17 protein-coding genes are annotated in these 19,563 nt (G+C 67.1%); all 17 read right to left on the bottom strand.

Going from position 1 to position 19,563, the window contains the following annotated elements; genetic code table 11:
* Nucleotides 1-2 precede the first annotated feature (2 nt).
* The 17 genes from OHA98_RS16600 to OHA98_RS16520 all read right to left on the bottom strand — a co-directional run bounded on the left by OHA98_RS16600 (nt 3) and on the right by OHA98_RS16520 (nt 19,096).
* Nucleotides 3-1,178 carry a radical SAM protein gene (locus OHA98_RS16600; protein WP_266926536.1) on the bottom strand — a complete coding sequence of 392 codons (1,176 nt, stop codon included), beginning with the start codon at nt 1,176-1,178 and terminating at the stop codon, nt 3-5.
* Between the two features lie 7 nt (nt 1,179-1,185).
* On the bottom strand, nt 1,186-2,442 hold the full coding sequence (locus tag OHA98_RS16595) for an MFS transporter (RefSeq protein WP_266926535.1): 1,257 nt from the start codon (nt 2,440-2,442) through the stop codon (nt 1,186-1,188).
* Between the two features lie 158 nt (nt 2,443-2,600).
* Nucleotides 2,601-3,494, bottom strand: coding sequence for a glucose-1-phosphate thymidylyltransferase RfbA (rfbA, locus tag OHA98_RS16590; RefSeq protein WP_266926534.1), 894 nt, complete (start codon nt 3,492-3,494; stop codon nt 2,601-2,603).
* Between the two features lie 120 nt (nt 3,495-3,614).
* Complete coding sequence (locus OHA98_RS16585; protein ID WP_266926532.1) at nt 3,615-4,760, bottom strand: serine hydrolase; 1,146 nt, start codon at nt 4,758-4,760, stop codon at nt 3,615-3,617.
* A 192-nt stretch (nt 4,761-4,952) separates the two neighbouring features.
* Nucleotides 4,953-5,945 carry a clavaminate synthase Cs1 gene (gene cs1, locus OHA98_RS16580; RefSeq protein ID WP_266926531.1) on the bottom strand — a complete coding sequence of 331 codons (993 nt, stop codon included), beginning with the start codon at nt 5,943-5,945 and terminating at the stop codon, nt 4,953-4,955.
* A 96-nt stretch (nt 5,946-6,041) separates the two neighbouring features.
* Complete coding sequence (locus tag OHA98_RS16575; RefSeq protein WP_266926529.1) at nt 6,042-7,280, bottom strand: hypothetical protein; 1,239 nt, start codon at nt 7,278-7,280, stop codon at nt 6,042-6,044.
* Nucleotides 7,281-7,453: 173 nt separating this feature from the next.
* Entirely contained in the window at nt 7,454-8,284 is an 831-nt protein-coding gene (locus OHA98_RS16570) for a TauD/TfdA family dioxygenase (protein WP_266926528.1), read from the bottom strand.
* A gap of 799 nt (nt 8,285-9,083) precedes the next feature.
* Nucleotides 9,084-9,749: a class I SAM-dependent methyltransferase gene (locus tag OHA98_RS16565; protein WP_266926526.1), complete on the bottom strand. Its 666-nt coding sequence runs from the start codon at nt 9,747-9,749 to the stop codon at nt 9,084-9,086.
* Nucleotides 9,750-9,875: 126 nt separating this feature from the next.
* On the bottom strand, nt 9,876-10,559 hold the full coding sequence (locus OHA98_RS16560) for an FkbM family methyltransferase (RefSeq protein ID WP_266926524.1): 684 nt from the start codon (nt 10,557-10,559) through the stop codon (nt 9,876-9,878).
* Nucleotides 10,560-10,761: 202 nt separating this feature from the next.
* Complete coding sequence (locus tag OHA98_RS16555) at nt 10,762-12,132, bottom strand: condensation domain-containing protein (protein WP_266926522.1); 1,371 nt, start codon at nt 12,130-12,132, stop codon at nt 10,762-10,764.
* 123 nt (nt 12,133-12,255) lie between these two features.
* Nucleotides 12,256-13,128, bottom strand: coding sequence for an ABC transporter permease (locus tag OHA98_RS16550; RefSeq protein WP_266926521.1), 873 nt, complete (start codon nt 13,126-13,128; stop codon nt 12,256-12,258).
* A gap of 2 nt (nt 13,129-13,130) precedes the next feature.
* Nucleotides 13,131-14,054, bottom strand: coding sequence for an ABC-2 family transporter protein (locus tag OHA98_RS16545; protein ID WP_266926520.1), 924 nt, complete (start codon nt 14,052-14,054; stop codon nt 13,131-13,133).
* Nucleotides 14,055-14,123: 69 nt separating this feature from the next.
* Complete coding sequence (locus OHA98_RS16540) at nt 14,124-14,999, bottom strand: xanthine dehydrogenase family protein subunit M (RefSeq protein ID WP_266926518.1); 876 nt, start codon at nt 14,997-14,999, stop codon at nt 14,124-14,126.
* A 103-nt stretch (nt 15,000-15,102) separates the two neighbouring features.
* Complete coding sequence (locus tag OHA98_RS16535; protein ID WP_266926516.1) at nt 15,103-15,603, bottom strand: (2Fe-2S)-binding protein; 501 nt, start codon at nt 15,601-15,603, stop codon at nt 15,103-15,105.
* Nucleotides 15,604-15,738: 135 nt separating this feature from the next.
* The gene (locus OHA98_RS16530; RefSeq protein ID WP_266926515.1) at nt 15,739-18,024 is read right to left on the bottom strand and encodes a xanthine dehydrogenase family protein molybdopterin-binding subunit; all 2,286 of its coding nucleotides are present in this window, start codon (nt 18,022-18,024) and stop codon (nt 15,739-15,741) included.
* Complete coding sequence (locus OHA98_RS16525) at nt 18,021-18,809, bottom strand: class I SAM-dependent methyltransferase (RefSeq protein WP_266926513.1); 789 nt, start codon at nt 18,807-18,809, stop codon at nt 18,021-18,023. Before OHA98_RS16525 ends, OHA98_RS16530 begins: the two co-directional genes overlap by 4 nt.
* A 23-nt stretch (nt 18,810-18,832) precedes the next feature.
* Nucleotides 18,833-19,096 (bottom strand): MazG nucleotide pyrophosphohydrolase domain-containing protein, encoded by a 264-nt coding sequence (locus OHA98_RS16520; protein WP_266926511.1) that lies wholly within the window; start codon nt 19,094-19,096, stop codon nt 18,833-18,835.
* Nucleotides 19,097-19,563 lie beyond the last annotated feature (467 nt).

The following is a 19,563-nucleotide window of genomic DNA, read 5'->3' as shown; positions in this document are numbered from 1 at the left end:
GTTCACACCCCGTTCAGATAGAGGAGAATGCACTTCGAGCACACCGGCATCATGCCGGTCTCGGCGAGGATCGAACGGACCCGCCGGAATTTTTCGCTCTGCCAGAGCTCGATCACGGGGGTGTCATACAGATTCCCGACCACGAACTCCGGAAAGAACTTGCAGGAGCTGACGTTTCCGTCGGCATGGACCTCCATGCGGTTGGTGACGGCCAGGCAGCGCTTGCGCTGCTGAGCCGGCTGCGAGGTACCCCGGATGAACGACTCGACCTCGCTCTCCTCCAGCTGCGGCTGGTAGCGGACACGTGGCCCCCACACCCGGTCCGCGAGCCGCGTCATCGAGTCCCGCAGCACCGGAAGCAGTTCTTCGGGCAGCCGGTAGGTGTACGAGTGCCAGGTCGGCTGCGCGGTTCCGGTGTCGGGCTCCAGCCAGGCGAAGTGCTCGGCGTACACCTCGTCCATGGAGTGCGCCACTTCCGGGCTGATGTACCAGGGGAACTGGAAGTAGACGGTGTTGACGCCGACCTCCTCGGCCCACTCCATGAACTCGTACATGCGGTCCACGGTGGCCTCGGACACCATGCAGGAGACGGACACCTCGCCCTGGAACTCGCCCTTGCGCTTCAGGTCGAGCATCGCCTGGATGTTGCGCACGGTCCGCCCGAACGTGCCCTTGCCCCGCAGCGTTTCGTGGTCGGCTCCCAGCCCGTCCAGACTGACCAGGAGGTTCAGATGGCGGCCGATCCTCAGCAGGTCGTCCATCTTGCGCTCGAAGAGCAGGCCGTTGGTGCACATGTTGACCGTTCGCGGGTAGCGCTCGACGAGCCGGGACACCTCGTCGAACCGGCTGTGCATCAGCGGTTCGCCGCCCCACAGGAACAGCTTTCCCCGGACCTGCGCCGTCGCCGAGAGCACATCCTCGACGACACCGGTGTCCAGCTCCGTCCGCTGCTTGGCGACGTCCCAGTCACGGAAGAAGCCCTGGTCGTTCCACTGGTAGCAGTGGGTGCACCGCAGGTTGCAGCGGTAGGTGAGCTGGAGGCTGACCTCGCGCGGCACCTCGGAGGCATAGGAGAGATCGGTACGCATCCGGGCCCGTGACTTGGACCGGATCGACACGGTGTGCTTGATGTCGGCGAATTCTTTGTCGGTGAGCGTGCGACGTGTCTGCGGATACACGGAACCCCTAGAGTCGGTGGGAATCAACGGACGGTTCTGTGCCGCTGGTGACCGGTTCGGCGGGTGCGAGCCGACGCAGGCGGACAACGGCGGGTACGAGCAGGAGCGCCAGGCCTCCCAGCAGGAGGACGGCGGTTGAAGTCAGCAGTACGGCCGAGGCGCCGATTCCCGCCGCGACGGGACCGGCCAGGGCACGTCCCGCCGGCACCAGCCCCATCGAGCCGAGGACCTCGTAGGAGTGGATGCGGCTGAGCACATGCGGCGGGGAGTGGGACTGGACGGTGGTCGCCCACATCACGGCCCAGAAGGCGTTCGCCGTACCGCCCATGAAGAAGAAGAGAGCCAGCAGGGACAGGGGCGCCCCGAAGGCGATTCCCGCGGGCAGTGGTGCGAAAGCCATCAGGCTCAGTACACCGACCTTCAGCGGCCTGGCCGGCTTGGACCACCAGGCGATCACTCCGCCGGCAATGGCCCCGAGACTGAAGGTCGAGATCAGCAAACCATAAGTGCCCGCCCCGAATCTCTCAATCAGCAGAACTGCTTTGAGCACGTCGAACGGACCGAATACCAGCAGGCCGAACAGCGCGAAAACACCCACGGTCGACCACAGCCACGGACGTCCCGCGAACTCGTGCCAGCCGATCTTCAGTTCGCGTCGTACGTCGGGCCGTCCCACCGGCCTCCGGACGGCCGCCAGGCGAATGCGCCACAGCAGCACGGCGCTGGCCGCGAACGAGAGTGCGTCGAGCGCGATCACCACGGAGGCCGAGGCGGCCATGATGACGAATCCGGCCCCCGCGGGCGCCGCCAGGGAGACGACGGACTCCGCCGCCCGCAGGGCGGCGTTGGCCGGCTGGGTGTCCCCCTGAACCACCTGTTTCAGCAGACTTCCCGCTCCGGGCTGAAAGAGCGCCTGGGCCACTCCCGTACAGAGGACGATCACCAGGATCTGCCACAGTGCCGGTCTTCCGGTGAGGAAGAGCAGGGCGAGGACGGCCTGCAGAGCGAACCTCGTCAAGTCCGCGATCACCATGGGAGATCGGGGCTGGAAGTGATCCAGCAGCACTCCGCCGACGAGCATCAGCGCCACGACCGGGACCATGGAGGCGCCGAGCACCAGGCCCACGGCCGAGGTGCTGAAGTCCTGCTCGACCATGACCGCCGTGAGCCCGATGGGGAACACCGCGTCACCGGCCCGGGAGAACGACCGCGCGAGGATGAACCGCCTCAGGTTCGGGTCCCTCAGTAACAACGGCCTCACCATGTACCGACTCCTTCCTCACTCCGACACCTATGGCTGGGACGGACCGACGCATCGGCGGACGCACGGCCGGCGTCCCTGCCCGCGGCGGTCGCGGAAGAACTCCACGGCCGCGATCGGACCCAGTTCGTGGTGCCGGGCCCTGTCCGGTCACCGACGGGTCACTTCACACGGCACTCCTCCTCCCCGGACGGATCGTCGAGCAGGCCGAGCAGGTAGCGGCCGTATCCGCTGTGCAGCAGCGGACGGCTCAACTCGCGCAGTTCCCCGTCCCCGATGAGGCCGCGGCGCCAGGCCGCCTCCTCCACGCAGCCGATCTTCAGTCCCTGGCGTTCCTCGATCACCCGCACGTATTCCGACGCCTGCACCATGGCGGAGAACGTCCCGGTGTCCAGCCACGCCGTACCCCGGTCCAGGACGGTCACCGTCAGTTCGCCCTCGCGCAGGTAGGCGCTGTTGATGGCACTGATCTCAAGCTCACCGCGATCGCTCGGTACGAGGTCGCGAGCGAACTTCACCGCCTTGTGGTCGTAGAAATAGAGTCCGGGCACCGCGTATCTGGATTTCGGTACGAGCGGTTTCTCCTCGATCGAGACCGCCATTCCTTTCTCATCGAATTCGACGACCCCGTACGCCGTCGGGTCAGCAACGGGGTAGGCGAAGATCCGGCCGCCCTCCGGATCGGTGTGCTCGCACAGCCCGTTCTCCAGGCTCCCGCCGTGAAATATGTTGTCGCCGAGGATGAGTGCGACCGGTTCGTCCTCAAGGAAATCCGCACCGAGCAGAAGCCCCTGAGCGATTCCTTTCGGCTCTTCCTGCACCATATAGTCCAGCTGTATGCCGAGATGGGATCCGTCACCGAGCAGCCGCTGGAAGCCGGGGAGGTCGTAAGGGGTGGCGACAAGCAGGATCTCCCTCATTCCCGCCATGATGAGCGTGGTCAGCGGATAGTAGACCATGGGTTTATCGAACACCGGCAGAAGTTGCTTGGAGACGGAATGGGTGACCGGCCACAGCCGAGATCCGGTGCCTCCCGCCAAGATGATGCCGCGCATTACAGGACAAAGACCAGGACATACTCGGACATAGGTTTTCCCTTTCCGTTATGGGTGCCTGGCATTCGGTCTGCGACACGGAGAAGGACGAGACAGCGGCCCGGCGTTCCGGCACCGCGGTCAGTCGGCGATCGCCTTGTAGGCAGCCGTCAGAAATCCGAGGTAGACCGGCAGACGCTCCCACTCCGTCCTCTGGAGAATGAGCACCGCCGTCATGTCCTCGGCAGGGTCGTTGATCCAGTAACTGCCGTATTTTCCGTACCATCCGTAACTGCCGGCGGACGGTCCGAAGCGTGCGCGCCGGGTGCGGACCGACATCCCGAAGCCCCAGCCGTACTCCTTGAAGAACCGCTCCGGCGTGAAGCTGGAGACCGCCTTCTGCTCCGGCGTGAGGTGATCACTCGTCATGAGCGCCACCGACGGCCTCGACAGGATCCGCTCGCCGTGGAGCAGCGCCGAGGCGAAGGTGAGGAATTCCTCCGGGGTCGAGACCAGCCCGCTGGCAGGTGCCTTGAACGTCGGCGGCCGCCGCCAGCGTCCGTCGGGGCCGTCCTCGACCACGAGTTCGCCGGTGGCTTCGTCGGGTTCGTACGCGGTCGCCAGCCTTCCGGCGTTCTCGCGGCCCACGCGGAAGCCGGTGTCCTTCATTCCGAGCGGCTCGCAGATCCGTTCGCGCACGACGTCCTCAAGGGACTTTCCGGTGGCGCGGGCGATGAGCACGCCGGTGACGAGGGGTCCGGTGTTGTAGATGAAGCGCTTACCCGGCTGACAGACGAGCGGCAGCGCGCCGAGCCTGCGGATCCACTCGTCCGGCGACGGTCCGGGCTCGCCCGTGCTCCGCCCGCGTTCGAGCGCATCCAGCGCGTCGGCGATGGGCACCGTTCCCGGCTCGGCGATGATCGTGCCGGTACCGAGGCGGCAGGTGAGCAGATCCCTGAGAGTGATCGGGCGGTCCGCCGGGACGGTGTCGTTCAGCGGCCCGTTCGGATCGGCGAGCACGGTCATGCCCGCCAGCTCCGGGAGGAGTGTGTCGACCGGGTCGTCGAGGCGGAGCACGCGGTCCTCGACGAGCGTCATCGCGCAGGCCGCGATGACCGGCTTCGTCATCGACGCGATGCGGAAGACCGTGTCGGCCGCCATCGGTGTCCGCGACCCCGCACCCTCGAAGGCGAGCGTGCCCGCTGCCTCGATGTGGACCTCACCGTGGCGGGCGAGCACCGCGACCGCCCCCGGGCCGTGACCGACCTCGACATGGCGTTCGAGCACCTCTCGGACTCGGGCCAGCCCTCTTTGCGAGAAGCCGCCTGCGGTCACTGTCCCCACCTCGTTCTCTCTGTGTCCGCACGCTGTCCGGTGCGGGTCCGCACGGTGAACGCGGCGGCTCCCGGGTTGCGAGCGGAATGCGATGACTGCACGGCCGGTGCCGTCCGGTTCGGGGAGACCCCAGTGGATGTGCGGCTACCGGCGGGGCACGAAGTCGACGACGTCTCCCGCGCGTTCACCACCCGACAGCTGACCGTCCCGGTCGGTGCGGATGTAGGCCCGATGAAGCCACCGGTCCTTGCCGTCCCAACGCGCGGTGAACGGCCTGCGCGCATGCGCGGTGCGGAAGTTGTCGATGATCAGCAGGGCGCCCGGGACGAGCTGCACCTCTTCGGCCACGTCGTCCAGAGCCTGGGACAGGGCGTCGAGGGCTGCCTTGTCGGCCGGCTCCTCGGCCGTGAGGATCGACCGGTCGTAGCCGAGGTACGGATCGTTCACGTCCCCGTGCAACGGCCTGACGACGGCGGTGAGTTCCGGGTCCTCGACATGGTCGCGGAAGGTCACTCCGACGGGACGGGGCAGCTCACGGTCGAACAGCTGGTTCTTCTCCGCGTCAGTGAGCCGCGGCAGGGCCCTGCGGATCGAGCTGATGACGGTCGCCGCCCTGCGCTCGTGGTCGGCGCGCGAGCAGGAGAGGATGATGTAGTTCGGCTGGAGGGCGTGATGGTTCAGGTCCGAGTGGAACTCCAGCTGGGTCTCGGTGGTCCCTCCCGACAGGGGATGGGCATCGGGCGTCGGGTACAGCTCGTGGAGGACCGAGCGGGAACGGCGGTTCCCGTATCCCTGGTCGTAGCCGGTGAGCAGCCCCAGCCGTCCCCCGACGAGGGCGAGCATCGCCTCCATGTTCAACAGCCGGCGATCCTCCGGCGTGGGGGTGGACGTGGGAGTGGGAGGCAGCTCCGCTTCCGGCTCGACGGGCAGGCCCGTCAGAAGCAGATAGCCGTCATGGTTGCCATGGGCGTTGAACTGGTCCAGCCCCTTGGACAGTTCCTCCGGCAGGCTCCCCGACAGCTGCCTCGCGGTATCCAGAAAGGCGTACAGATCCGCGCGCGGAACCTCCGGGAGCGCCGAGGCGATACCGAGCAGCTGCTCCCTGAACGGAGCGCAGTCAAGGATCGGAGAGGTCATGATACGTATCTCCCTTGCATGAAATGGAATGTGCGCGGGCGTCCTGACGGAGCCGGGGTATCGCGTTCGCGTGAACCCTGCCCCTCACGCCGGGGATCAGGGAAGGTCTGCGAAATAGTGCGGGGGCCCGTATTGTTCGCGGACCCGCAGACTCCCCTTGCCGTCCCGGTGGGTGCCGGACCGTGCGTTGCCGAACTCCTTGACCAGGGCGTGCACCGCGGCCTCACGTCCTCCCAGGAACGTGAATTCACTGACACCGAGACGCAGGAGCGGGCCGGGCACACCGGGGAGATCCACCTGGACGTTCACCCGGATACCCTGGTCGTAGAGCGACCGTGAGAAACCGTCGGTCCGTGCGGCGTTCCCGATCCTCACCCACACCTGGTGTGTGCTGGTGGCATGGCCGTCGTCGTCCATGACCACGTCGAAGCCGTCCGCTCCCAGCAGTTTGCTGAAGAGCCGTGCGTTGCCGATCAATTGCTCCGCATATGCCTGACCGAAGTGCAGAAACTCCGAGGCGGCAAGACCCAGCGCAAGGGTCTCGGCGAAGTGGTGACTGCTGAGCATCTTGAACTGCGCGTCCCGCAGTCTGCGGCGCATGTCGTCCGACCGCGTGAACAGGACTCCCTTGTGGGGACCCGGGAAGGATTTATGGGTGGACCCTCCCATCGTGTCGGCGCCGGCATCGAGCGGGTTCTCCAGGGCTCCCCCGAGGACGAGCCCCAGCGTGTGACTGCAGTCGACATGCAGGAGTGTTCGCGGGGAGTGCGCCGCGATGAGATCGGCGACGCGGGACACCTGCAACTCGTGGCGGCTGTTCTGAAGGTCCAGATAGACCAGTTCCGGTTCCAGTTCGCGCAGGGTCCGCTCCAGCCGGGCCTCGTCGACCCGGCCTTGCGCGACAGGCACCGTAGCCGAGGCGAAGCCGAGCCGGAGCGCCAGATCCGCGGTGGCGTAGTGACCGCCGGACGCGGCGTCGACCGAGACAACCGTTCCGCCGGGCTCACCGCCCAGGCCGGCCATGGCGATCGTCATGGCCGACATCCCGGAAATGGGCCGCACATTGACGTACGGGGCCCGGCCCAGCCGGGACAGGCTGCGAACGGCCAGTTCCGTCTCGAGCCCGGCCGCCGCCTGGCCGCCCCGGAACTGCCAGAAGTCCGGGTCCAGCTCGTCGTTGAAGAAGTAGCGGTTGTAGTAGTCGCTGCTGAGCGGCATGCTGGCCAGCGGTGACATCTTGTTCTCGCTCGGCACGAGATTGACAGCGGATTCAGCACTCTTCTCGTGGCAGCGAAATTCGCGGATCGCGTTGCGAAGTTCCGAGATATCCGCCATCTTGGGTTCCCATTCTTCCGTGCAGATTTCTGCTGACACCGCCGTCCGCCCCTTCATGGAAAAGAGCGGGTGACCGATCGGCCTGAACCGTTTCCCGTGGACCTCGTGCCGTAGCCGTCGTCGCGCGCCCGCCGAGGATTACGGGAAGGCTCCCTCGGCGTTCCGCCCTCGGTTCAGCTCTCCGGCCGGGGTGGGCGGCCGTACACCGCCCTGACCAGGAGGCGTCGATGCCGTGGACTGTCCTGGTACGAGGTACGGCCGTGTGAGACCCGGTCGTTGCGGAATATCAGGGCTTCCCCGCGAGCCAGCCTCACCGCGGTGCGGTACCGGGGATCCTGAGCCGCCTCCCGAAGGAACTCAAGACCGCGCCCCAGGCTGCCGGCCGGGCCGACGGAATGATTCCACGCGCATGTGTCGTTGTCCGTGAATCGCGTGATGACGGTGCCGTCGGGCTCAATGGCGAAGACGGGTCCGATCGCGCTGGCCTCGACGCCGGGGATCGTGGCCCGCCGCTCCAGCGCACAGGGATCCAGGAGCGCGGACGCCGCTTCGGCGTCGGATTCGCGCAACGTGTCGAACGCCGCCACGGCATTGAAGATCACCGTTTCCCCGCCCGCGTGTGCAGCGCGCACACAGTAGAGGATCGAGGTCTTGAGCTTTCCGATCTCGTCCGCCAGACCGTCCGCGTGCAACGCCTGGCCATCGGTCGTACTGAAACCGGGATGCTGATCCGCTGGATTTCGCTGTACCTCGTGATAGAGATTCGCGTACTGTTCGGCATTCTCGCGACGATACAGAGCGGGAACCACTGGATCACCCAGTCCGAGCGAGGAAGAAAGCCTCTTCAAGCAGATTTCAGGACCGTCCGCAAAGTCTTCCATGGTGGCGACGGCAAATCCATTGCACTCCAGATCATTCACCAGCGATATGACCGCGCCGGGAGCAGAGAATTCGATCCTGCGCCCGATGTTCTGGCTACGGTAGTCTGCTTGGGCCTGCTTCAACGGATCTCACCTTCCGGAAATAGAGTTCCAAAGCGGCGGCGATGGACACCATGCGGCGTTCCGCTTCCTGCCTCACGGCGCTGCCTCGAACAGCCGGGGGAACGGGTGGCAGATCACCGTGTGCCGAGGCCACCGGAAGCAGTGCCGGTCGAAGCGATGGCCGAGCATCCCTCTCGCCTGTCACGGGCCGCTGAAACACCAGTCCGTCGTGCTCTGTTTCAGCCCTGCGCGGGGCATGGTTCCCGTACAGCGGAAGACACACCCCTCCTTGCCGCTGTTCGCGCCCGGGTCACCACCCGCACGGCCGCAATTTCCCGGAGCCCGAGGAACTCCACGTACAATTCGGCGGTCTGACGACTCCTCAGCACCTTGCTCTCCCAGGTGATTCGCTGCGGAGAATTGATGTCCAATCATTCTCCCGGATGCGGTACCGCTCGTGCTCGCTGGAATACAAAGCGATACTCCTGGCCGAGCCGCCACCGTGTCTAGTGGCCCATCGACCATGGAGCATCAGCCACGTCTCCCGGCGACGGCGATTTGGGCAGCGTCCGGTCAACGGCCCCGTCCGGCATTCAGCGGTGACGCGGCTCCGCAGCCGTCTCCACTCGCTTGCGCGACGTCAACACGCCTGTGGATACGGGGACTTCGGGACCGCCCCCGCACCGGCCCGACCGCGGCACCCTGTCCGGGACCGGACAGGGTGCCGGCCAATCCGGCGAAGTAAGAGCTCAGGGCCGCGGTCCGCCGCGGGGCCCCGTGCGTACGGCCGGTGCGCAGGCGTACACGGGATCCACTCGATTCACTGGACCACCCCGATGGCCCAGCAATGAGATACCGGCCTCGTCTCGGGTCCCGGAGCGAGCAGATTCAGGAAGACGTCCGTACTCGGTTCGGCGAAATGCCGCGCGATCTCCCGCACCTTGCCGGACGCCGTCGCCTTCTCCCATGCCTCGGTCGGGCCGACTCCCCAGGGCCACTCCGGAACGATGTCATCCATGATGATCTTCGCACCCTTTCGGCACATGCGGACAAGGTTCTCGATGTCGGACCGGGCCTCGTCCAGGCTGTGCCCGCCGTCCACGAAAACCAAATCGAAGGCAGCGTCCGGATGGAACTCCCGATAGGTCGGCAGCGTCCTTCCCGAATCCCCGATCACAAGTTCATGACGCCCGGGAAATTCTTCGTCCACAAATTCCTTGGCGCGCGGAACGCATTCATGGAACCCAATATCGAAGGATGTCACGGTAGCCCTCTTGTTCGCCCCGAGGAAAGCAAAGCTCGAGAGACCCGCGTGGAAACCCACTTCGGCGATCCGCTCAATGCTTTCGTCCTCGGCCATGTGCATGAGGTCAGCGATCTGGTGCACGGACGACGATCCCTCGTGTATCCGGATCCCGTTCGACTGCAACCGAGAATGCATCGACCGCACAATATTGCTGGCCGCAGTTTCCAATTCCGACTTCATCGGTCATCTCCTCCAGGTGTTTCAAGGGCCGACTCGTGCTGTGTGCGGGAATGCACAGATTCACCGTCGAGGGCCGTGCCGCACCGGGTGATCACTGCCCCCGGCCGGCCGCACGGCCAACCGCCGTCATTCCGCCGCGGCCTGCCCGGCATCGCGGGGTCCAGCGCCCGGCGACCGGAAGATGCCGTCGATCATCAGCATCTGACCGGTCGCGTCGTCACCGCTGTGGTTCTGCTCCAGGGCGACCACCGAGAAGCCCCGTCCGGTCAGGAAGTTCAGCACCTCGTCGAACGGCGGTGCGCCGCGGTGCATGTCGACCAGCGACAGTTCGATTTCGAGCAGCGCCACGCGGTCCAGGAGCGGACCCGCACCCTTGAGTACGGACAGTTCGGCGCCCTCCACGTCCAGCTTCAGGTACACCCGCTTCCCGTCGCAGCCCAACTCGTGCCACAGCGAGCGCAACGAGCGCATCGGGACCAGTTCCGTGCCGGTCTCGATGTCGCCGGGCCAGACACGGCGGTGAAGATCGGTCCGCCGGAAGACCGATGAGCCGAGCGACGTACGCGTCAGGTGCAACAGGGCCTGGCCGTCCTCCGGTCCGAGCGCCGCGTTGTGGCAGTGCCAGTCGTCGTCCGACCGGGCGGCCTCGGACAGCACGTCGAACGTCGCGGACGCCGGCTCGAAGGAGATCACGCTCCCGCGGAAGCCGCACTGCCGCATCCACTTCGCGTACTGACCGCAGTTCGCACCGCCGTCGATGACCACATCGATGTCGCGGAGCAGGAGGCGTCGCCGTTCCTCCGAGGTCATCAGATTCCTGCTGTACGGCGGGAGATCCTTCACAGCCTGTGGTGCCGGACGTTCCATGAAAGCCTCGCAATCAGCGTGAGGATGGGTGGGTGCGTACCGCCGTGGAGCGGGCGGCGCCCGCGGCGCCCGCGGCGCCCGCGGCTCCTGCTCCTGCTCCTGGCGGTCGGCCCCCGGGGACGGGTACCGCTTCGCGCGGGGCCGGTCATCTGCCGACGGCCGAGTATTCCGACAGGGCATCTCGGCAACGAGACATGAAGGTGTCGACCATGGATTTCTCGTGCAGATGACGGTCATAGAGCCAGCTCACCCTCAGACCCTCGTCGCGGAACTGAGCTCTCACATTCAGCTCAGGGGTCCCGGTATGCGTCGAGTACGCTTCCGCGGACGGTAGCTGAAGGCGTTGGAGTGCTCGGTTGTTCCGCTTCTTCGAGGCCTGTCCGAAATAATTGAAGTGGACCTGTGGGCCCCAGCCTTTTTCGTCGATGTGCCGGCGCATGCGGTCCGGGTGCCCGGCCCATCGGAGAAGGCCGAAGCTGATGCCACTGTTGGGGATACAGCGGATGGCATCGCGTACCTGTTGTATGTACGTCGCAGCGTCGCATTCGCCTCTGCGGGGCAGTACCACTGCACCGCAGGTGGCCAGCCAGCCTACCGTGTTGAAGACTCTGGGTGGCATGAGATGACGCCTGACGGCCGTTTCGGGGTCATTGTCCCCGCTCGCCGAACCATACGTTATCGCTCTGCCGTTGTGGACGATCTTTATGCACAGATCTCGCCCGGTCAGGGATGTGACGGAATCCGCGACAGCAGCGAGGAGCAGCTCCTGTTCGGTGACCTCCAGGATCTTTGGTATTTCGTAGGCGAGGCGTGTCGCCGTATCGGCCGGAATGTCGATGTCTTGACTGCACACCTGCCGGACGGAGTCCGTGTGGTAGCTCGGGAACCTGGTCGGTATCCGGGTGAGATCCTCCCACGGCAGATTGACCCAATGGTTGAGTTCACCTTCGAGTTCATCGGACCTTGAGAATTCTTGAATCCTGTTCGCATATTCTTCAAAAGGAACCGCGTTGGCCGTGAAGTGCTTCCCGGAGGAACGCAGTTTGCACGCCGCTTCAAAATCGCGCTCCAGCAACGAGAGGGAGATCCCGTCCGCCACGAGGTGGTGAGCCGCTACCACGAGATAGGGGGATTCATCCGCTCCGGGGTCGACTATGGCGAACCGGGCGAGTGTTCCGGAATCCACGTCGACCATACGGCCGACCTCCGCCGCTATCTGTGTCGCCACGGTGCGGAGCTGATCACGGGGAATCGTACTCGCGTCGAAAGAGCGAAACGGTACCGCATCCGATCGGTCCACGATCCGTTGATGCCATCCGTCATGGCGGCGCTCGAACTGTGCACGCAGAGAGGAATGTGCGTTCCAGATATCACGAATGGCGCCCTCCAGCATTGGGCAGTCGACCTCGTCGGGCATTTTGTAGAGTCGCGTCAGCGTCCAGAGGTTCGGATTCCATAGCTCCGGATGGATGACATCCAGGAACCAGGCTTGTTCGGAGGTCAGAGGTACTTCCAAGGCCTTCTCTCCATGCTCGCTCTTGTCGCGCCGGGAACGGATCGGTCCCTTGCCGCAGTACTCGCTCGTCGAATCAGTGGAAGTGTGGCTCCCCTCGCCGCCGCAAACGCCCGGAGGAGCAGCTCAATGGCCGCTGCTCGAGTAGTGTTTTATCTGACTCCGCCACAGCCTGTACGCGAGGAGGAGGAGAACCGGTCCCGCCACTGGCGCCCCGAAGGCGATCCAGGGACTGACGTGCAGTCCGCCGGAGTGCCCCAGCAGCACTCCGGCGGGCAGATAGGCGACAAAGGCCAGCGGCACGATGAAGGTGAGGGCGAACTGCGTCGCCGTGGGAAAGATCCTCATCGGGTAGCCGCCGAAGTTGTTGAAGACACTGTCAATGAGCATGCGCAGGGACTGCGTGGACAGGGCGCGAAAGGACAGCGAAGCAATGGCGAGTTGCAGTGCCCCTTCGATCATGGCGCCGCCGGCCACGGCCAGGAGCAGATAGACCACGCCGAGAACCGACCAGCTCATGGGGAGCCGCGATGCGGCGGCGCCGAGGACCACGACACCGGTCGCGAGATCACCGAGGTGCTCCAGCTGGAACCGCTGGGTGAGCAACTGGACCAGTGGACCGCCGGGACGGATCAGATAGCGGTCGAAAACCCCCGTACGCAAGGCCGTGTCAATGCGGTACACCTGGCTGCACGGCACCAGCCACAGCCCGTGGGACACCAGCCGCATGCCGTACAGAAAGGCGATCTCGGCCATGGACCAGCCGGCGATGGCACCGAATCGCTCGACGACCAGCCACACGAAGACCAGCCCGACGCTCTGGAAAGCCGCTCCGCCGGCGAAGGTGAGGAGGAGGTTGCTGCGGTACTGCACCTGGGCCCGGACGGCCGCACCCATCAACAGCGCGTAGGCCCGCCACCATGGGACGGGCAGGTTCGCGACGACCGGCCGCGATCGATGACATACGGGCGAAGCCCCGTCCTTTCCGGCCACTCCCATGCTCACCCTCCCTGGACGACGACTTGCCGCACGGCCCGGAGCCATACGAAACGCAGCACCAGCCACAGAACGGCGACCCAGGCGCACTGGACGCCCAGGGCCGTCAGCGTCTCGCCCGGACCGCTGAGTTGGCCGAGGTACAGGGACAGCGGGGTGTGGATGGTGGCGTGGAACGGCATCCATTGCACGAGCGCCGCAAGCCGGTCCGGCATGAACCACAGCGGCACCAGAGTCCCGGAGAGCAGCTGGGACACCATGCGATAGATGAAGAAGATTCCACCGATCTCCATCGTCCAGAACGCCACCATGCTCACGGTCTCGGACAACAGGACGGTGATCAGATAGGCAGGGACCAGACTGAGCGCATATGCACATGCCGCGCCTGCCGAGGCCGGCGGCTGCATTCCGCCGATCAGTAGCGCGAACGGCAGGGCTATCACCGCGAACGGCACCATGGCGAAAGTGGTTCCGACTTGGGAGAAGAACATCTGTGCGGTGAAGCTGACCGGACGCACCAGGTCGATGACGACATTGCCCTGTCGAATACGATCGGGAATGATCGAGAGTCTCGACGGATTGAAGAGCCAGTATTGGAGCATGGCGAGTGTCGCATAAGCGATCTGGGTGGAAAGGGTGATCCGGCTTCCGTCGGTTCCGGCAGCGGATCCCGATTCCGGGAAGACCGCCGTCCATACCAGCTTGAGCAGATAGATCTGTGTGAGAATCCCGATGAGACCGAACAGGAAGTCCGCACGGTAGATCAGCTGTGTGCGGATCTGAACCTTTATTATTCCGGCGTAGGCGATGCCTTCCTGACGCCAGGTCAGGGGAGGCAGGGCCAGGCCGTGCACGCTGTCCTGCTTGCGACCGGACCGGTTGCCCGGTCGCGGTACCGGGGAAGGAAATTCGAAGCGTGGGTTGTTCATTCGACCCGTTCCTGATTCAAGGGGGAGGACTGCGCCGTCCGCGGGCACCCTCAGATCGATGTGTGGACCTCAGGCAGCGTTTCTTCCGGTGATCCCGGCTGCCGCGAGGACGGCGCGACGCGTCAGCACCCGTGCCAGGTGGGCCCGGTACTCGGACGGAGCGCTCGGGCAGGACATCGGCGAGGTGCCCCGCGCCGCCGTCCCGGCGGCCCGCGCCACGGCGTCCTCCGTGGCATCCGCACCGGCCAGCGCCGCCTCGGCCGCGGACGCCCGGAGCGGGGTGGCACCCATATTGGCCAGCCCGATACGCGCCTCGACGATGCTCCCGCTCTCGCGTCGCACCGCCGCTGCCACACCGACCCATGTGGTGGCCTGCGCCGAGGGCCGGAACTTCTCGTAGTGGAAGCCCCAGCCCTCCCCCAGTACCGGCACCCGTATCCCGACGAGCAGTTCGTCGGCCGCCAGCGCGGTGACCATGCGGTCGACGAAGAAGTCGGCGGCCGGGACGGCACGCCGCCCTCGCGGGCCCTGCGAAACCATCACGGCGTTCAGCGCCAGCATCACCGGGGGCAGGTCCCCGGCCGGATCGCCATGGGCCGCGGACCCGCCGACGGTTCCCCGGTGCCGGACGGCGGGGTCACCGACCGTCTCCGTCGCCATGACCAGCAACGGGGCACGGCGACGGACCGACTCGTCGTGGATGACGTCGTGGTGGGTGGTCATGGCGCCGATGACGAGCGAGCCCGCCTCCTCCCGTACACCGCGAAGCCGCGGCACCCGGTTGACGTCGATGACCAACCGCGGCGAGGCGGCTCGCCGTCGCAGCATCGGCAGCAGGCTCTGGCCGCCGGCCAGCACCTTCGCCTCCTCGCCGCACTCGGCCAGCAGACGGACGGCCTCGTCGGCGCTCGTCGGGCAGGCGTAGTCGAACGCCGCGGGAATCATGCCGCACCTCCTGGATCCTGCGGGTCCCGCGTCCGGTCCGGGACGGCGGGACCACACCGCGGGCCGGCCCCGGCGGAGGTGCCGGGCTCCGTGGTGCTCATCGTCACGTCCGTTCACCGCCCGCCGCCGGTGCTGGCACGGACTCCCGGGCGGCAGCCGCGGCGAGCACCGCCTCGACGATGTTCTGGTAGCCGGTGCACCGGCAGAGGTTGCCCCTCAGCGAGTTCCGGACCTCCTGGGGACTCGGGTCGGGGTTGTCCCGCAGCAGATCGCGGGCCGCCATGATCATCCCCGGGGTGCAGTAACCGCACTGCAGGGCGTGCCGCTCGTGGAACGACCGCTGGAGCGGATGCCACTCGCCGTCCCGTGCGAGCCCCTGGAGGGTCGTCACCTCACCGCCGTCCGCCTGGACCGCCAGGACGGAGCAGCTCTTGACGCTCGCCCCGTCCAGGTCGACGGTGCACGCACCGCAGTTCCCGGTGTCACAGCCGTTCTGGGTGCCGGTCAGGCCCAGCCGGTCCCGCAGGTAGTGGACGAGGAGGAGCCTGGGTTCCACCTCGTCCTCGTACGTCGTGCCGTCCACGTTCACCGAGATGCGATTCATGTCTTCCTTTTGAGAACGGACGGGCGACGCCGGTGGGCGCGTGACGAGCACCGGTCGTCGTGCGGGGGCCGACGGGGACGGTGAGGACCGGTTCCGTGGTCGCACGGACCCGTCGGCCGGGGGTCCGTTCGCCGTTCAACGTCGGGACCGGCGCTCGGTGCCCGCTTCCCCGATCGCCGCCCAGACACGGTCCGGTGTCATCGGCATGTCGATGTGCCGGACCCCGAGATGGGCGACGGCGTCGATGACGGCGTTCTGCACCGCGGGAATCGAACCGATCGTGCCCGCTTCGCCGATCCCCTTGACACCGAGGGGGTTCACATCCGTGGGGGTCTCGCCGGCTTCCAGCTCGAAGTCGGGCAGATCTGCGGCGGCGACGGCCCCGTAGTCGGCGAGCGTCGCGTGGAGCGGGTTGCCGTCCGCGTCGTAGCGCACCTCCTCGAACAGCACCTGGGCGATCCCCTGCGCGATGCCTCCGTGGCGCTGGCCCTCCGCGAGCACCGGGTTGAGTACCGGCCCCGCGTCGTCCACGGTCATGTGCCGGAGCACCGTGACCATCCCCGTCTCGGTGTCGACCTCGACGACCGAGAGGTGCGCGCCGAACGGAAACGTCGGCCGCTCCGAGGCGAACTCGGCATCGGCGCGGATGCTCCCCGCTCCGGTGTGCCCGACGACCTGGTCCCAGGTCAGGGATCGGCCGGGGTCTCCTGCCACGTGCCACGTGCCGGAAGCCACGTCGAGGGTGACGTCGCTCTCGCGGACCGCGAGCAGGCCGGCGGCGTGCCAGCGGGCCTGGTTCCGGACGTCGGCGGCGGCCTGGTGGACCGCGGAGCCGCCGAGTTGCAGGGACCGGCTGGAGTAGGTGCCGACGGCCTTGGGGATCAGGTCGGTGTCCCCGTGCACGACGGTGATCCGGTCCACCGGAATCCCGAGCTCGGCCTCGACCAGCATCGACCAGGCGGTGCCGTGGCCCTGACCCTGCGTCGAACTGCCGGTCAGGACCGTCGCGTGTCCCCGGCCGTCCACGGTCACCCTGGCGGTCTCACCACCGCCGCCGGTCATCTCCACGTAGACGGAGATGCCGATGCCGAGCGCGTTCACGCACCCCTTGTCCCTGCGCGCGGCCTGCTCGGCCCTGAGCCGGGGGTACGCCGCGGCACCGAGGAGCCTGTCGAGGGCCGCCCCGTACTCACCCGAGTCGTAGAGGGCCCCGGTTCCGGTCCGGAAGGGGAACGCGTCCGCGGCGATGACATTGCGGCGGCGGACCTCGGCCGGATCCATGCCGATCTCGGCGGCGAACAGGTCCACCGCCCGCTCGATGGCGGCCGTCGCCTCCGGACGGCCCGCGCCGCGGTACTTGTTGACGGGGGTCCCGTTCGTGACGACGACCCGGTAGCCGGTCTGCACCTGCGGGATGTCGTACACACCGGGAGCCATCGTGCAGGTCACGGGGGCGAGCGTGCTGGTGCGCGGGTAGGCGCCGGCGTCCTGGACGACGTCGAGGCGGTACGCCGTGATCGTGCCGTCGCGTCGGCCACCGATCCTGACGCGGTTGAGCTGGGCGCGGCCCTGGGTCATGGCGACGAGGTTCTCGGCGCGGCTCTCCGCCCACCGAACGGCGGTGCCCGACCTCCACGCGGCCCAGGCGACGACGATCGCATCCCGGTCGATGCCGATCTTCGCGCCGAACCCGCCGCCGACATCGGGGACGATCACCCGGATCGCCTCGGCCGGGATGCCCAGGGACTCGGCCAGGGTGCTCCGGCAGCGCTGGGCGTTCTGGCTGCTGTGCCACACGGTGAGCCTCGTGCCGTCGAAGACAGCCGCGGTGGCGCGGCCCTCCATGGGGACGCAGGCCACGCGTTGGTTGACGATCTCCCGCTCGACGACCACGTCCGCTCCGTCGAAGACGGTGTCGTCGTAGGTGTCGCGGTCCCGTTGGTCGGCGAGGTTGGATCCGGCCTCCTCGAACAGGAGGGTGCCGTCGTGGAGTGCCTGGGCAGGGCCCACGACCGCGGGGAGCCGCCGGTACTCCACGTCGACGAGATCCGCGGCGTCCTGGCCGTCGTACCGCGCCTCGGTGAGCACGACCGCGACCGGCTCCCCCACGAACCGGACCTTTTCCCCGGCGAGCAGGGGCTCGGCGAAGAACCCGCCGCTGTGCGCCGGACGCCCGAACGGCCGCGGTGCGGGGAGGCCGGTCAGGTCCGCGGCCGTGTAGACGGCCACCACCCTGGGATGGGCCCGTGCCCGGGACGTGTCGATGCGGGTGATCACCGCATGCGCGACGGGGGAACGTACGAAGGTCACGTACGCCGCTCCGCGGAGCCCGGGTACCCGCAGATCGTCCACGTAGACGCCGCCCGAGGTGAGCAGCCGCTGGTCCTCCACCCGGTTCACGCGGGTGCCGAAGGCGCTCATGGCGCGGTGTCGGGGTTCCTGGTGGTGCGCAGAGCACGGCACGCCACCGGCAGTTCGATCCTTCGGTCCCCCGACAGGCCCAGTTCGTCGCGCGCGTACCGGGCCACCTGCTCGTCCACGGCCTGCCGGGCCTCCGCCGGCAACGCGATCGCGCCGGCGTCGGTGCCCAGGAGCCCGACGATCTCCTCGGCGGTGACGGGCATCGACCAGGTCATGCGCATTTCGACGAGAGGGCTGAACAGTGTCCCGGCCGGCGGGTCCGGGACGTCGCGTCCCGGCGCCTGCGCCGCGGCATCCCCACCGCTCTCACGGGCCCGCAGCGCACGGGTGAACCGGTCGAGTTCGGCGACCCAGGGGACGGAGACGTCGCGGTGGTTCCACAGGACGCCGAACGTACCGCCGCCCCGGAGCACGCGCGCGATCTCCGGCATGGCGCGCCGCGGGTCCATCCAGTGCCAGGCCATGGCTATCAGCAATGCGTCGGCCCGGCCGTCGGGCAACGGCATCCGTTCGGCGGTTCCCGGCAGGATCCGCACCTGCGGACAGTTGCCGGCGAGGGTCTCGCGCATCCGCGGGTCGGGCTCGACGGCGACGACGTGCTCCGCGCGGCCCACCAGCCGCCGGGTCAGCGCCCCGGTGCCGGCGCCGAGATCGACCGCCGTCCCGCACCCGTCCGGGAGGAGCCAGTCCAGGGCCTCCGGCGGCGCGCTGGGCCGGTACCGGTCGTAACGATCGACGATCTCACCGAAGGACAGTGCTCGCGTTCCGCTGTCGGCAATGCCCATGACGTTCTCAGCTCCCCTGTCTCTCAATCCGGACGTGCCGCGTTCTTGTCGACCTTCGCCCGGACGGCTTCCTGCAGATCGAGGCCGGCCATCTCGGCGACGCTCGTCACGTAGAGGACGACGTCGGCGAGTTCCTCCCCGAAAAGATCCGTCCCCTTCCGCCATGAGGTGAAGGCCGCGGCCACCTTTTCCTGGAGCATGCAGAACTCCAGGGGCAAGTCGGTGGTGTTGTAACCCTTCAGCACCTTGTTGTCCCATGCGATTCGCTGCAGAGAATTGATGTCCAAGTATTTCTCCCGGAGAGCGGACCTGCTCGTGCTCGTTGGAATACGAAGCGATACTCCTGCCGGGCAGTCACCTTGTCTAGTGGCCCATCGACCGTGGAGCATCGGCCACGTCACCCCGACGACGGTGAATGGGTAGTGTCTGATCACTGGCCCTGTCCCGCATTCGATGCGGACGCGGTGCCGGTCAGTACTCGTGTGCGAGATGTCAACGAGCTTGTTGATACGGTGACTTCGGGGCGGGATCCCCCTGGCAGCAGAGGAAGTGGCCGATGGGAGGGAAGGAATCCCGCCGCTCGACGGGGCACCGGAGGCTCGGGGGCCGCGTCCGTGCCGCGGACGGCGTCGGGGCCTGTGCACGGCCACCGGAGGCGCGTACCGCGGCCGGCCGACGGGCGGCGGCCTTTGTCCGGCCTCCGGCGCCGCGCACCCCTGAGGAACGCGGCGAATAGCGCCACCCGCCCTCGTGC

The organism is Streptomyces sp. NBC_00654 (assembly GCF_026341775.1).
In the GTDB taxonomy this organism is placed as follows: Bacteria; Actinomycetota; Actinomycetes; order Streptomycetales; family Streptomycetaceae; genus Streptomyces.
This window is presented reverse-complemented; position numbering and strand designations above follow the sequence as displayed.

Excerpts from the sequence above, each read along its gene's own strand:
- OHA98_RS16525 (WP_266926513.1), bottom strand. The coding sequence starts at position 18,809 with ATGGGCATTGCCGACAGCGGAACGCGAGCACTGTCCTTCGGTGAGATC.
- OHA98_RS16540 (WP_266926518.1), bottom strand. The coding sequence starts at position 14,999 with ATGATTCCCGCGGCGTTCGACTACGCCTGCCCGACGAGCGCCGACGAG.
- OHA98_RS16595 (WP_266926535.1), bottom strand. The coding sequence starts at position 2,442 with ATGGTGAGGCCGTTGTTACTGAGGGACCCGAACCTGAGGCGGTTCATC.
- cs1 (WP_266926531.1), bottom strand. The coding sequence starts at position 5,945 with ATGACCTCTCCGATCCTTGACTGCGCTCCGTTCAGGGAGCAGCTGCTC.
- OHA98_RS16565 (WP_266926526.1), bottom strand. The coding sequence starts at position 9,749 with ATGAAGTCGGAATTGGAAACTGCGGCCAGCAATATTGTGCGGTCGATG.
- OHA98_RS16535 (WP_266926516.1), bottom strand. The coding sequence starts at position 15,603 with ATGAATCGCATCTCGGTGAACGTGGACGGCACGACGTACGAGGACGAG.
- OHA98_RS16530 (WP_266926515.1), bottom strand. The coding sequence starts at position 18,024 with ATGAGCGCCTTCGGCACCCGCGTGAACCGGGTGGAGGACCAGCGGCTG.
- OHA98_RS16545 (WP_266926520.1), bottom strand. The coding sequence starts at position 14,054 with ATGAACAACCCACGCTTCGAATTTCCTTCCCCGGTACCGCGACCGGGC.
- OHA98_RS16560 (WP_266926524.1), bottom strand. The coding sequence starts at position 10,559 with ATGACCTCGGAGGAACGGCGACGCCTCCTGCTCCGCGACATCGATGTG.
- OHA98_RS16550 (WP_266926521.1), bottom strand. The coding sequence starts at position 13,128 with ATGGGAGTGGCCGGAAAGGACGGGGCTTCGCCCGTATGTCATCGATCG.
- OHA98_RS16575 (WP_266926529.1), bottom strand. The coding sequence starts at position 7,280 with ATGGCGGATATCTCGGAACTTCGCAACGCGATCCGCGAATTTCGCTGC.
- rfbA (WP_266926534.1), bottom strand. The coding sequence starts at position 3,494 with ATGCGCGGCATCATCTTGGCGGGAGGCACCGGATCTCGGCTGTGGCCG.